The sequence below is a fragment of the Microlunatus elymi genome (genome assembly GCF_007362775.1).
In the GTDB taxonomy this organism is placed as follows: domain Bacteria; phylum Actinomycetota; class Actinomycetes; order Propionibacteriales; family Propionibacteriaceae; genus Microlunatus; species Microlunatus elymi.
In genome coordinates, this window is record NZ_CP041692.1 from 4564922 (window position 1) to 4578374 (window position 13453).

General features: G+C 66.5%; 13 protein-coding genes and 1 riboswitch. Of the genes, 9 read left to right on the forward strand and 4 right to left on the reverse strand.

From position 1 onward, the window contains the following. Position 1 precedes the first annotated feature (1 nt). Genes nadB through FOE78_RS20820 form a run of 4 tightly spaced genes read left to right on the forward strand, consistent with a single transcriptional unit; the run spans position 2 to position 3480 of the window. Entirely contained in the window at positions 2 to 1825 is a 1824-nt protein-coding gene (gene nadB / locus FOE78_RS20805) for an L-aspartate oxidase (RefSeq protein ID WP_143987958.1), read from the forward strand. Then, on the forward strand, positions 1822 to 2715 hold the full coding sequence (gene nadC, locus FOE78_RS20810) for a carboxylating nicotinate-nucleotide diphosphorylase (RefSeq protein WP_143987959.1): 894 nt from the start codon (positions 1822 to 1824) through the stop codon (positions 2713 to 2715). Before nadB ends, nadC begins: the two co-directional genes overlap by 4 nt. Before the next feature lie 53 nt (positions 2716 to 2768). Then, complete coding sequence (locus FOE78_RS20815) at positions 2769 to 3035, forward strand: type II toxin-antitoxin system Phd/YefM family antitoxin (protein WP_143987960.1); 267 nt, start codon at positions 2769 to 2771, stop codon at positions 3033 to 3035. Next, positions 3025 to 3480: a type II toxin-antitoxin system VapC family toxin gene (locus FOE78_RS20820; RefSeq protein ID WP_143987961.1), complete on the forward strand. Its 456-nt coding sequence runs from the start codon at positions 3025 to 3027 to the stop codon at positions 3478 to 3480. Before FOE78_RS20815 ends, FOE78_RS20820 begins: the two co-directional genes overlap by 11 nt. On the opposite strand, the gene FOE78_RS20825 is transcribed toward FOE78_RS20820, so the two are convergent. Continuing rightward, the gene (locus tag FOE78_RS20825; RefSeq protein ID WP_143987962.1) at positions 3462 to 4130 is read right to left on the reverse strand and encodes a winged helix-turn-helix transcriptional regulator; all 669 of its coding nucleotides are present in this window, start codon (positions 4128 to 4130) and stop codon (positions 3462 to 3464) included. The genes FOE78_RS20820 and FOE78_RS20825 overlap by 19 nt on opposite strands. A 136-nt stretch (positions 4131 to 4266) precedes the next feature. On the opposite strand from FOE78_RS20825, the gene FOE78_RS20830 reads away from it, so the two are divergent. The 3 genes from FOE78_RS20830 to FOE78_RS20840 are packed head-to-tail and all read left to right on the forward strand — an operon-like array spanning position 4267 to position 5855. Next, complete coding sequence (locus tag FOE78_RS20830; RefSeq protein ID WP_143987963.1) at positions 4267 to 5091, forward strand: class I SAM-dependent methyltransferase; 825 nt, start codon at positions 4267 to 4269, stop codon at positions 5089 to 5091. Positions 5092 to 5151: 60 nt separating this feature from the next. Then, the gene (locus FOE78_RS20835; protein ID WP_143987964.1) at positions 5152 to 5418 is read left to right on the forward strand and encodes an antitoxin; all 267 of its coding nucleotides are present in this window, start codon (positions 5152 to 5154) and stop codon (positions 5416 to 5418) included. Then, entirely contained in the window at positions 5415 to 5855 is a 441-nt protein-coding gene (locus FOE78_RS20840) for a TA system VapC family ribonuclease toxin (protein WP_168207617.1), read from the forward strand. Before FOE78_RS20835 ends, FOE78_RS20840 begins: the two co-directional genes overlap by 4 nt. Before the next feature lie 10 nt (positions 5856 to 5865). Here the strand turns inward: FOE78_RS20840 and ileS are convergent, their stop codons facing one another. Then, positions 5866 to 9132 (reverse strand): isoleucine--tRNA ligase, encoded by a 3267-nt coding sequence (ileS, locus tag FOE78_RS20845; protein WP_143987966.1) that lies wholly within the window; start codon positions 9130 to 9132, stop codon positions 5866 to 5868. A gap of 261 nt (positions 9133 to 9393) precedes the next feature. After that, on the reverse strand, positions 9394 to 10044 hold the full coding sequence (locus FOE78_RS20850) for a TetR/AcrR family transcriptional regulator C-terminal domain-containing protein (protein ID WP_143987967.1): 651 nt from the start codon (positions 10042 to 10044) through the stop codon (positions 9394 to 9396). A 102-nt stretch (positions 10045 to 10146) separates the two neighbouring features. Between FOE78_RS20850 and FOE78_RS20855 the strand changes: the two genes are divergently transcribed. Beyond that, positions 10147 to 11091: a quinone oxidoreductase family protein gene (locus tag FOE78_RS20855; RefSeq protein WP_143987968.1), complete on the forward strand. Its 945-nt coding sequence runs from the start codon at positions 10147 to 10149 to the stop codon at positions 11089 to 11091. 226 nt (positions 11092 to 11317) lie between these two features. Next, a riboswitch (SAM riboswitch) is annotated at positions 11318 to 11432 on the forward strand. 44 nt (positions 11433 to 11476) lie between these two features. Further along, a complete protein-coding gene (locus tag FOE78_RS20860; RefSeq protein ID WP_143987969.1) occupies positions 11477 to 12892 on the forward strand; it encodes an aminotransferase class V-fold PLP-dependent enzyme in 1416 nt (471 codons plus the stop codon). A 6-nt stretch (positions 12893 to 12898) separates the two neighbouring features. On the opposite strand, the gene FOE78_RS20865 is transcribed toward FOE78_RS20860, so the two are convergent. Next, complete coding sequence (locus FOE78_RS20865) at positions 12899 to 13420, reverse strand: mycothiol transferase (RefSeq protein WP_143987970.1); 522 nt, start codon at positions 13418 to 13420, stop codon at positions 12899 to 12901. Positions 13421 to 13453: the final 33 nt, after the last annotated feature.

Here is a 13453-nt window from a genome sequence, read left to right on the forward strand (position 1 = left end):
CATGATCACCGAAGCCGATACATCCTGGCGCCGGCCACCGGCCGACAGCCGGCCGTTGATCCCGACCGTGTTGCCGACCTCACCGGTCAGCCGGCGGGATGAGACCGATGTGATCATCATCGGCTCGGGTGCCGCCGGTATGTCCGCTGCGCTGCCGTTGCTGGACTCCGGCCGCCGGGTCACCATGATCACCAAGGGCCGGCCCGGCGACGGCTCGACGGCCTGGGCTCAGGGCGGTCTGGCCGCCGTATTGGCTCCGACCGACTCGCTGCGCAGCCACCTGGAGGACACCCTGACGGCCGGCGCCGGGCTGTGCGACGCCGAGACGGTGGCGGAGTTGGTCGCTGCCGCACCCGGCACGATCGAACGGCTCACCGCGTTGGGTGCGCGGTTCGACCTGGATGATCACGGTCGGTACGCGCTCGGTCTGGAGGGCGGACATCACGCCCGGCGGATCGTGCACGCCGGCGGTGATGCGAGCGGTGCGGAAGTCGCCCGCACCCTGGCCACTCGGGTCCTGAGCCTGTCGAAGGACTCGAAACTCGAACTCCGTGAGCAGACCACCGTGGTCGACCTGCTCACAGATGATCATGGAATCACCGGTGTCCGGGTGATCGACTCCGCCGGCCGGATCGGCGAGATCGCTGCACCGGCGGTGATCCTGGCCGCCGGCGGTATCGGACAGGCCTGGGAAACCACGACCAATCCGGCCACTGCCACCGGCGACGGCGTCGCCCTGGCCCTGCGAGCCGGCGCGGTCATCCGCGACCTCGAGTTCGTCCAGTTCCACCCGACCGTGTTGGTGGTGCCGGAAGATCATCGGCGCCCCGGAGATCGCGGCGTGCTGATCTCCGAAGCGGTACGCGGCGAGGGCGCCCGGCTGGTCGATCGGCGGGGCACGTTGATCATGGACGGCAAGCACCCGCTCGGTGATCTTGCTCCGCGCGACGTGGTCGCATCCGCGATGCACACGCATCTGATGGACACCGGCGATGATCATCTCTTCCTGGACGGCACCATGCTCGGCGAACAGGTTTGGCGCCAGCACTTCCCCACCATTCTCGAACTCTGCCAGGCTCGTGGTGTCGATCCGATCACCGAACCGATCCCGGTCCGACCGGCCGAGCACTACTCCTGTGGCGGAGTGCTGGCCGGGCTGGACGGCCGGACCACGGTCCCCGGGTTGTACGCGGTCGGCGAGGTCGCCTCGACCGGGGTGCAGGGAGCGAACCGATTGGCATCCAACAGCCTGACCGAGGCGGTGATCGCCGGCAACCTCGTTGGCTCACTCCTCACTCGTGGGGCCGCCGAGCGGGGCGATGCCTTGACTCACGCCCTTGAAGCCTCGTCGGGCTGCGCAAGCTTGCCCGACGAGTTTCAAACGCCCGACCCACCCCGAGCCAAGGCATCGCCCCGCTCGGCTCGGGCTGGTCGCGACGCCACCTCGGCCGCTGCTGTTGGGAACCTAGAAAACCATGCGGTGGTGGCGGGTGCTCGTGCAGGCATCGTCTCCTCGGTCAGTCGGGGGGCTGGGGTGCAGCGGGACGAGGCGGAGCTTGTCGTGTTGTTGAAGTCGCTCGGCGAGGTCGAGCTCTCCGAACGCGCCGTCGGGGTGGCGGAGGTGGAGGCGACGAACCTCTACACCGTGGCGGTCGCGGTGGCGACGGCGGCGGTGGCGCGGGCGGAGAGCCGCGGGTGCCATCGGCGGGCGGACTACCCCGGCCCGGACCCGGCGTGGCGGCGGCACTCGTTGCTGCGGCTCGGCGCCGACGGGTTGGAGATTACCCATTCTGATCAGATTGCAGATTCAGGGGAGTTCGCGTGAGCACGGAAGTTGATCTTGAGCAGTTGGCTGGTGCGGCCGGTCTGAAGGTTGATCATGTTCGGGAAGTGGCGCGGCGGACTCTCGCCGAGGATCTGCAGTGGGGACCCGACATCACCACCCGAGCGACCATCGGAGTTGATCAACGCGGCACCGCCGACGTGGTGTCCCGTCAGCATGGCACGCTGGCCGGGCTGCCGGTGGCGATCGCGGTCCTGCACCAGCTGGCCGCCGATCACAACACCGAATTGATCATCGACGTGATCGCGGCCGACGGCGATCGACTGCAGCCCGGCAGCCTGGTGCTCACCGTCAGCGGACCGCTACGCACCCTGCTCACGGCCGAACGCAGCATGCTCAACCTGCTCGGCCAGCTGTCCGGGGTGGCGACCGCGACCGCCCAGTGGGTCGACGCCATCGGTGATCATCAGTGCTCGGTCCGAGACACCCGGAAAACCGTTCCTGGCTTGCGAATCCTCCAGAAGTACGCGGTCCGCTGCGGCGGCGGGGTGAACCACCGGATGGGCCTCGGTGACGCGGCGTTGATCAAGGACAATCATGTTGCGGCAGCAGGTTCGATCAAGGCAGCTTTCGACGCGGTCCGCGACAGCAATCCGTCGATACCGTTGGAGATCGAGTGCGACACCCTTGATCAAGTACGCGATGCCCTCGCTGCCGGCGCGGATTTGATCTTGCTCGACAACATGGACACCGATCAACTGCGGGCGGCGGTGAAGCTGGCGGAGCCGTACCAGGCAAAGCTGGAAGCCAGCGGCGGGCTCACTCTCGCCGGTGCTGCCGCCGTCGCAGCAACCGGCGTCGACTACATCGCCGTCGGCGCACTCACCCACTCCGCTCCGGTGCTGGACCTCGGGTTCGATCTGCGGGCCTGATCAGCGGACGCGGGGGCGTAGCACGCCGTGGCACATGTTGCTACGCTGCGTGTATGACAGTGCACCAGCAGATCAGCCAGCGCGACCTGCGACACCGTTCCCGGGAGATCATGGACGCCGTCGAGCTGGGCGAGTCGTTCACGGTCACTCGCGACGGGCGGGATATCGGTGAGCTCGTACCGCTGCGAACTCGCCGGACGTTCGTCTCCCGGGCCGAGTTCGTGGCCGCTTCCCGCGCCGCAGCAACGATGAACCTCGAACAGTTCCGCGCCGAACAGGACGATGCACTCGACGACACCATGGATCGCTATGCCCGCTGAGGACGCGGGTCTCCTCGACACGAACATCCTCCTCCTGCGGCGCTGGATCGACCCCTCAGAGCTGCCGGGTGAGATGGCGATCAGTGCCGTGACCTTGGCGGAGTTGTCTGCGGGGGTGCATCTGGTTCGCGGAGACGACAACGATTCGCGCGCCGAGCGCGGGCGCCGCCTTGATGTGCTGCAACGAGCAGAGAGTGAATTCGACCCACTTCCATTCGACGCCCCCGCGGCGCGAGTCTTTGGACGAATCACCGCCGCTGTCCTGCACACCGAACGGAAACCTCGCCGACGGAGGGCAGACCTGATGATTGCCGCCGTCGCGTCCGCCAACGATCTCCCGCTGTACACAACAAACCCGGACGATTTCGCCGGCCTGGAAGAGATCACGACCATCATCGCCGTCACGCGGCCCGCCCTCGACCTGGATCAGGCCGACCACACCTGACCCGGCAGCAGGAACAGCTTGGGCAGCAGGCGTCGGATCGGGGCGGCGCCGTCGATGGTCACGGTGCCGTTGCGGGCGGCGCGCTCCCAGGTCTGGTCTCCGCGCCAGATCATGATCATCATCCGTAAGGTGGTGCGGATCGTCACCGACAGGTCGAAGCCGGGATCCTGATCACAGACGTCGACGTCGCCGCCGGAGAACACCAACCACCACCGTCGCCGTGCCGGGTCGACGTCGGCGAAGTCGAACTCCAACACCGTACGGATCTGTGGTGCCGCCGCCGGATCGACGTGACGATGCAGATCCCACATCAATAGCTTCGGATCAAGATCACGATCCCCGATCTCGCCGATCCAGCGGACTCCCCAGGCACCGAGCTGCACGACGATCGGCTCCAGCTCTCGGCCGGCGTCACTCAGCCGATAACAGATGCCGCTGCCGTCCTCGGACTTGATCACCAGCCCGGCGACGGTGAGTTGGTGCAGACGTTTGGACAACAGCGCCGGTGACATCCGCGGTAGTCCGCGGCGCAGCTCGTTGAAGTGCTGGCTCCCGGCCAGCAGCTCGCGGATCACCAGCAGCGTCCAGCGTTCGTCCAGCAGCTCCATCGCCTTGGCCACCGGGCAGAACTGGTAGTACGGCGCCCCCATCCGATCAGGCTAGATCCGATCCTGCTCGAGCATCGGTGAACAGAGATACAGATCCTGAACTAGTCGGGGCGTGCCCGGCTTCCTAGCGTGATGGTCGGCCGGCAGAGCGCCGGTCCCAGGATCGGGGAGCACCAACATGGGTGAGAGTACGACGATCAATCTTGATCGCGAACTGAAGAACCGGCACCGCGCGATGTGGGCGCTCGGCGACTATCCGCGGATCGCCGACGAGATGGTCGCTCCGTTGGGGCCGATCCTCGTCCGGGCCTGCGAGATCGGCCCCGGACAGCGAGTCCTGGACGTTGCCGCCGGCACCGGCAACACCGCCATCGCGGCCGCTCGGGCCGGCGCCGACGTCGTGGCCAGCGATCTCACGCCCGAGTTGCTGGCCGCAGGGCGGAACCGCGCACCGGCCGGTCTCAAGCTCACCTGGGAGCAGGCCGACGCCGAGGATCTGCCCTATCCTGACGACGAGTTCGACGTGGTGACCTCGAGCATCGGCGTCATGTTCGCGCCCCATCATCAACGTGCCGCCGACGAGTTGGTCCGCGTGTGCAAGCCCGGCGGCACGATCGGCCTGGTGGCCTGGACGCCGGATGGCTTCGTCGGGCAGATGTTCTCCTGCGTGCGACCGTTCGTGCCGTCCCCGCCACCGGGGGTGCAGCCGGCGCCGCTGTGGGGGAACCAAGATCATCTGCGCGAGCTGTTCGGCGACCGGGTCACCGAGCTGACCGTCCGGACCGAGATGTTGAACGTCGACACGTTCACCGGACCGGAGCACTTCCGCAGCTATTTCGCCAGCAACTACGGTCCCACCATCGTGGCGTACCGGGCCAACGCCGGCGATCCGGAACGGACCGCCGGGCTGGATCGGGCACTGATCGAACTCGCCGAGCGCTCGGTCAACCCGGACGGCACGATGGACTGCGAATACCTGCTCTACACCGCCCGAAAGGCTTGAGCTGACTGCACTGCCCTGAAGGGGCGAGCCAGATAACCATAAAGCTGGGATACTGGCGCCATGAAGACGACTCTGGATCTGCCAGACGATCTGATGCGAACCGTCAAGGTGCGGGCGGCCCAGGAGGATCGGCGGCTGAAGGACGTAATCGCCGATCTCTTGCGCCGGGGCCTGGCTGCAGAGTCAGCACCACGACAGGGCGCAGCACAGCGCGTGCAATTCCCGATCATTGCCGGCGGTCACCCGGCGAAACCTGAAGAGGAAGTCACTCCGGAGAGAGTTGCCGAATTGCTGCTCAACGACGAAGTGGATTCGGTGGGCAAGTGAGCTCGTATGTGCCGGACACGAACGTTTGGCTGGCGCTGACAGTAGCTGTGCACGGCAAGCACCTTGCTTGCCGTGACTGGATTCAAAGCATCGGCGACACCGATTCGATCGCGTTCTGTCGAGCGACCCGCCAGTCCCTGCTGCGACTGCTGACGACGGCAGCTGTCCTCAAGCCGTACGATCTGCCACCGCTGTCCAACGAGCAGGCATGGGCAACGTACGACCTGTTCACGTCGGATAGCCGAATCTCTCTCGCTGAGGAGCCGGCGGAGATTGATCAGGACTGGCGGATCCGATCCTCTCGTCCCGATCCGTCGCCGAAGCTTTGGATGGACAGTTACCTAGCGGCATTCGCAAAGGCTACGGCGGCGACCTTCGTGACGACCGACCAAGCCTTCCGTCAGTGGGCCGATCTGGAAGTCGCCATCATCGACTGACGGACCAGGCTCAACCCACCTTGGTGACTCGGGCGCCGACCTTGCGGCCGTCGCCGAGGTCGGCGGGCTGACCACCAAGATCAACTCCGAAGTCCAACGTGTCGGCCAGCGTTTCGGACCTGATCAATTCGCGATGCGATTCGATCGCCGATCGCACGTCGTCATCGCCCGGCGTGAGGACGAGGACGATGCGGTCGCTGATCTCCAGGCCGGCGTCGCGGCGAGCCTGCTGGATCGCCCGGATCACGTCCCGGGCCAGCCCCTCGGCGGCCAGCTCCGGCGTCACCTCGGTGTCCAAGATCACGAAGCCGGAACCAGGCAGCATCGACACCGCCTGGTGCTCGTCGTCGCCGCCGGCCACCACCGTACGCAGGGAGTATTCGCCTTCCTGCAAGGCGATCCCGCCGGAGGTGACGGTGCCGTCGTCGGCCACCGACCAGTCGCCCGACTTGCTCGCCTTGATCGCCGTCTGGACCTCCTTGCCGAGCCGGGGTCCCGCCGCCCGGGCGTTGACCTGCAACTCCTGGCCGACACCAAGATCGGCTCCGGCCGCGGCCAACTCCGTCAGCTCGACCTGCTGCACGTTCAGCTCGTCGGAGATCAGCCCGATGAATGGCTGCAGCGCCTTGGCGTCGTCGACCACGACCTGCAGCCGGGACAGCGGCAGCCGAACGCGCAGATGCTTGGCCTTGCGCAGCGCCGACGTGGTCGAGCAGACGTCACGGACCCGATCCATCTGGGCGACAAGATCACCGTCGGCGGGAAGTTGATCAACGTCCGGCCAATCGGTCAGGTGCACCGAGCGGCCGCCGGTCAGCCCGCGCCAGATCTCCTCGGTGATCAACGGCAGCAGCGGCGCCGCCGCCCGAGTGAGTGTTTCGAGCACGGTGTAGAGCGTGTCGAACGCCTGCTTCGATTCCGCGCTCTCGCCGTCCCAGAAGCGCTCCCGGGAACGCCGGATGTACCAGTTGGACAGCACCTCGCCGAACCAGCGCACCTCGTCGCAGGCCGCGGCGATGTTCAACTCCTGCAGCGATTCGGCGATGTTGGCCACTGTCTGCCGTAGCTTGGCCAGGATGTAGCGGTCCAGCACGTCGGTGGACGCGGTGGAGAACTGCGCGTCGTAACCGGCACCGCCCTGGGCGCTGTTGGCGTACAGGCTGAAGAAGTACCACGCGTTCCAGAGCGGGATGATCACCTGCCGCACACCCTCGCGGATGCCCTGCTCGGTGACGATCAGGTTGCCGCCGCGCAGGATCGGCGAGCTCATCAGGAACCAGCGCATCGCGTCGGCGCCGTCGCGGTCGAACACCTCGCGGACGTCGGGGTAGTTGCGCAGCGACTTGCTCATCTTCTGCCCGTCGCTGCCCAGCACGATGCCGTGGCTGATACAGTTGCTGAACGCCGGCCGGTCGAAAAGTGCGGTGGCGAAGATGTGCATCATGTAGAACCAGCCGCGGGTCTGGCCGATGTACTCGACGATGAAGTCTGCCGGGTAGTGATGCTCGAACCAGTCGGTGTTCTCGAACGGATAATGCACCTGGGCGTACGGCATCGAGCCGGAGTCGAACCAGACGTCCAGCACCTCGGTCACCCGGCGCATGGTCGACTTGCCGGTCGGATCGTCCGGATTGGGCCGGGTCAGCTCGTCGATGAACGGCCGGTGCAGATCGGTCACCTCGACACCGAAATCTCGTTCCAGGTCGGCGATCGAGCCGTACACGTCGACCCGCGGGTACGCGGGGTCGTCGGACTTCCAGACCGGGATCGGGCTACCGAAGAAGCGATTGCGGCTGATCGACCAGTCGCGGGCGTTGGCCAGCCACTTGCCGAACTGGCCGTCCTTGACGTGCTCGGGCACCCAGTTGATCTGCTGGTTCAGCTCGCCCATCCGGTCCTTGAACTTCGTCACCTCGACGAACCAGGACGAGACACCCATGTAGATCAGCGGTTCCCGGCAACGCCAGCAGTGCGGATAGGAGTGGTCGTACATCTCCTGCCGCAGCAGCACGGTGCCTTCGGTGGTGGAGCCGAAGTCGGTCCCTGAGCTTGTCGAAGAGCCCTTCGTCCGGTTCTTCAGGTGCTCGATGATCAACACGTTGGCATCGAAGACGTGCACACCGAGGTAGTCGTGGACGGGCTCGGTGAAGGTGCCGTCGAGGGCGACCGGCACCACCGGCTCGATGTCGTTGCGGTCGGTGACGATCTTGTCCTCTTCACCGAACGCGCCGGCGCTGTGCACCAGCCCGGTGCCCTCGGTGGTGGTGACGAACTCCGGCGCCGGCACGATCTTGTGCGCATTCTCGTGCCCGAGGTAGTAGCTCATCGGCGGGGTGTAGGAGCGGCCGAGCAGCTCGGATCCCTTCAGGCGTTGGACAATCCGCTCCTCGGCGTCCTCCCCCAGCTCCCGCGCGTACGCCGATAGCCGGGCCTCGGCGATCACATACCGTTCGGTGGTTCCGGTGTAGTCCGACTCGACCACCACGTAGTCGACATCGGGGTGGACCATGATCGCCAGGTTGGACGGCAGCGTCCACGGGGTGGTGGTCCAGATCAGTGCCAACTCGCCGGTCTCCAGTCGGAAGCCGACCGTGACGGCCGGATCGCGGCGTACCTGGTAGACATCCTCGTCCATCCGCAACTCGTGGTTGCTCAACGGTGTCTGATCGTTCCAGCAGTACGGCAGCACCCGGAAGCCCTCGTACACCAATCCCTTGTCCCACAGGGATTTGAAGGCCCACAGCACCGACTCCATGAAGGTCAGATCGAGCGTCTTGTAGTCGTTGTCGAAGTCCACCCAGCGGGCCTGCCGGGTGACGTACTCCTTCCAATCCTCGGTGTAGCGCAGCACCGAGGCCCGGGCTGCCTCGTTGAACTTGCCGACGCCCATCTCGTGGATCTCGTCGGTGGTCTTGATGCCGAGCTGACTCATCGTCTCCAGCTCGGCGGGCAGTCCGTGGGTGTCCCAGCCGAACCGGCGCTCGACGTGCTTGCCGCGCATGGTCTGGAAGCGGGGAACGATGTCCTTGACGTAGCCGGTCAGCAGATGGCCGTAGTGCGGCAGCCCGTTGGCGAACGGCGGGCCGTCGTAGAAGACGTACTCGTTGCTGCCGTTCTCACCGGTCGGGTTCTTGTCCACCGATGCCTGGAAGGTGTCGTCGTCGGACCAGAACGCCAGCACCCGCTCTTCGAGCTCGGCGAAACGGGGGCTGGACGGCACCTTGGCCGGGGTGCCGTGATCGTCACTCGGGTCGGTCGTTGCCTTCGGGTAGCTCATCGCTGGCGTTCCTCTTCGTGCTGGACATGTCTGCAATCCCTGCACGAGGACGACTTGCGCCGCGGTACCACCTCGCTTGCCCGATGATCAACTTCATCGGACCGCTCATTACGGCCTGTCACGGGCCCACCCGTCCGGTTCTACTAAAGCCCCAGCCGACTGACAACTCAGTTGGATGGTGCTCGTTCTTCCGGAGGCTCACCGGTGATGGCCGGATCACTGCCTGTACGACGCATGCTAATCCGCCCGTCGGCACTGCCGCTAATTCTTACTCGCCGGCGGCTGATCGAGCTGCGCTGCGAAGCCGCCGATGATCAACTCCACTCCGGCCGCGAAGGAGGCGTCAAGGTCACCCCAGACGTACTCGCTCGATGCCGACGACAACGGGAACCTGTCGGGATCGAGACGTTCTGCCCGGACAGCGGGGTCGTAGCGCGGATCGCGGCGACCGGAGGGATCCACGACGCCCTGTTCCTCCAGCACGAAGCCGATCACGAAGCAGTTCAGGGTCCGCATCACCATCACCGCACTGCGCAGGTCGCCGGCTACGTCGATCAGCGCCCGCAGCAACGGCTCGCCGGCGGTGACCGGGCTCGGGTCGGTCAGATAGGTGCCGCCGAAGAGTCGGGCGCCGTCGCGGTGACTGAGCAGCATCCGGCGGAAGCCGCCGGCCTGGCGGCGGAGTTGGTCCGGCCACGGCAGTCCCTCGTCGACGGTTTCCTCGGTCGCCGCCCGCAGCATCGAGGTGGCCATCTCGTCCAGCAATTGCTGCTTGTTCTGGAAATGCCAGTAGAGCGCAGGCGCCTTCACGTCCAGGGCGGACGCGATCTTGCGCAGGGTCAGCGCGTCCAGCCCGTCGTCGTCCATCAGCTTCAGGGCGGTACGGATCACAACGTCACGATCCAGCGGCATGGTCGAGATTCTGCCAGCCCCTTGACGAATTTAACAGCGTTAAGCACACTGTCTCAGGAACGCTTAACAGCGTTAAGGACGAGATCAACGAAGGAGACAACCGTGAAAGCAGCAGTGATCGACAACTTCGACCAGCCACCGGCTTACCGGGACTTCGCCGATCCGGTGCCGAACGGTCCGGAGGAACTGGTCGAGGTGGTGGCCGCCGGCGTGCATCAGATCGTCCGCGGTCAGGCGTCGGGACGGCACTACTCCTCCCATCGGCAGCTGCCGATGATCCCCGGAGTGGACGGGGTGTGCCGGCGGTCGGACGGGAGCCTCGCCTACTTCGGTGGCTTGCGGGCTCCGTACGGGACGTTCGCCGAGCGAGCCGCCGCGCCGATGCTGATGCCGCTACCGGACGGTCTTGATCCGGCCGTGGTCGCGGCGTCGATGAACCCCGGCATGTCGGGCTGGAACGCCCTTGCGGTGCGGGCCGCGTTGCAGCCCGGTCAGTCCGTCGTGGTGCTCGGCGCCACCGGGGCTTCCGGGCAGACCGCGATCCAGGCGGCCAAACTGCTCGGCGCTTCGGAGGTGATCGCGGTGGGTCGATCGGCCGCAGGTTTGCGGGCCGTGTCCGAACACGCCGATCACACCGTACGCATCGACAGCGGCACCGACTGGCCGGCTCAGGTCGCCGCCCTGGCCGACCACGTCGATGTCGTCGTCGACTACCTCTGGGGTGAACCGGCCGCCGGGTTGCTCGGCGCGCTGGTCGCCGGTCGTGCCGACAGCACCCGGCAGCTGACCTGGGCGCAGGTCGGCTCGATGGCCGGATCGCCGCTGGCGCTGGACTCCGAACTGCTCCGCAGCAGCAACCTGCACCTGATCGGCAGCGGACTGGGCAGCGTGCCGATGGAACAGATCGGCACCCAACTACCGGCCTTTCTCGGTCATCTGGCCGCCGGACATCTGCACGTCACCCCGGTACGCCGCCGGCTGGCCGACGTCACCGAAGCCTGGTCCGAGCCCATCCCGCCCGGCCAGCGCCTGGTGATCGTGCCGTGACATCAGTCTGTCCAACGGAGGTCACCCAGCATCACAAGACCCTCCGACAATGGGTGAGTTTCGCACCGATGTCGGTACGAAACTCACCCAATCCCCTGGGTTGGCCGTTGCCACCTGACCGCACGATCAAGATCAACCACGATTCGAGACCGCATATCATCATATGGACGAATTGACACGATCAACTTGCGCCCGCTATCGACCTGTAGTGAACTGAGGCCAGTTGTGTGATGAGTGTCAGCGTCAAGCCCCGGCTTGCTGACCGGCAACCCTCCTCCGCGGTGGGGTGCCCCGGGTGAACCACACGGCCGGTTCCACACGGACACCGGCAAGCGCGGGTCCTCTGACGCTCACGGCGGGCCCCTGAGTTGTGAGGAGTCGATCGATGTCGGTCGCCAGCCTGTCCCGTCCCACCCAGCACGATGCCGCCGACCTGGAGCCTGCCTGTCCGAGCGCGCAGCTCCCGACCCTCGGCAGACGGCTGGATGCGTTCGGCCCACTGGCCGGGGTCAGCGGGTCCGAACTCGAGGTGCCGCTGATCGACGGCCGGACCGTCCGCTACGCCAACCTCGACTACGCCGCCAGCGCCCCGGCCCTGGACGCGGTGATCGAAGATCAACAGCGGATCCTGCCCTACTACGCCTCCGTGCATCGCGGCGCCGGGTATGCGTCCGCGGTCAGTACGGCGCTGTACGAGCAGTCCCGCGCGACCGTTGCCGACTTCGTCGGGGCTCGCGGCGATGACCTGACGATCTTCACCCGGAACACCACCGATGCGCTCAACCTGCTGGCAAGCGCAGTGCCGGACGGTGCCGAGGTGGTCTGCCTGGACATCGAGCATCACGCGAATCTGCTGCCCTGGCAGGGATTGGGTGCCACGATCGTGCCGGCCGCCGCGACGCTGGCGCAGACCCTGGATGATCTTGGTCGGGTGCTGGACGAGACCGGCGCAGGACTGCTGGCGATCACCGGAGCTTCCAACGTGACCGGTGAGGTGCTGCCGCTGCGCCGGCTTGCTGATCTTGCTCATCGGCACGGCGCCCGGATCGCGGTGGACGGCGCTCAGTTCGTACCGCACCGCAAGATCAACATCGCCGAGCTGGGCGTGGACTACCTCGCCTTCTCCGGACACAAGATCTATGCCCCGTTCGGATCCGGCGCGCTGATCGGACGCGCCGACTGGCTCGATGCCGCGGAGCCCTACCTGGCCGGCGGCGGCGCTGTCCGCAAGGTCACCGTCGAGCACACCAACTGGGCGACGGGTGAGGCGCGGCACGAGGGCGGCACACCCAACGTGCTCGGCGCCGCTGCACTCGCCGCAGCCTGCACCGCGATCACCGAGATCGGCGACGATCATCTGCGCCGGCACGAGTGGCGGCTGCGGACCCGGTTGCTGTCCCGGCTGGCCGCGCTGCGCGAGGTTCGGGTGCTGAACATCTGGCCGGACTGCACCGACGCGGTCGGCGTGGTCGGCTTCACCGTCACCGGGTACGACGCCGGTCTGGTCGCCGCCTACCTGTCGGCCGAGCACGGCATCGGCGTCCGCGACGGGGCCTTCTGTGCGCATCCGCTGGCCGCCCGCCTGGATATCGCGGGTGGCGCGCTGCGTGCCAGCTTCGGGCTCGGCAGCGGCTCGGACGACGTCGACCGACTGCTGGCCGCGCTGCGTTCGTTGATCAACAACGGCCCGCGCTGGGCGTACGAACTCGTCGACGGCCGGCACCAGCCGGTCGCCGACGCTCGGCCCAAGCCGTCCTGGCTGCGTTCCCTCGACAGCGCCCCGAATCCCTGCCAGGCTTGAGAAAACTCAGTGGATGCCGGCGCGCTGGGCCAGACCTTTGACGTAGAAGGCCTGGCCGAGGTGCTGGGTGATGTCGCCGATCACGCTGACCAACCGGACTGATGCAGTGACCGGCGGATCCCAGTTGTCGTCGACGATCCGGTCCAACTCGGCCTCGGTGAGACCGCCCAAGTAGCGACCGGTCAACCCCTGCACGTCGTGGTAGTAGCCGGCCAGCAGTTCGCCGCTGACCTGCACCTCGCCGACTTCCTCGGCGCTCTGGCCGTAGCCGGTCGCCCAGTCGTCGAACGGCAGGCCGAACTTCTCCCGCCAGGCCGGCCAGGCCTGATCGACGCCGGCCAGGTCGGCGACATGGTCGTCCTGCACCCGAGACGCGTGCCAGACCAACCAGGCAATGGAATTGGCGTGATCATCGGGACGATAGGTCGCCTGCGCCTCGCTGAGATCCCGGGTGATCTGATCAACCAGTTCCTGCACACGGCTGAAGGCGTCGCTCACCAGGGCGCGCAGAGCTTCGATGTCGCTCATCGGATTCCTCCCTCGAATTCGCTTCCCGACAGC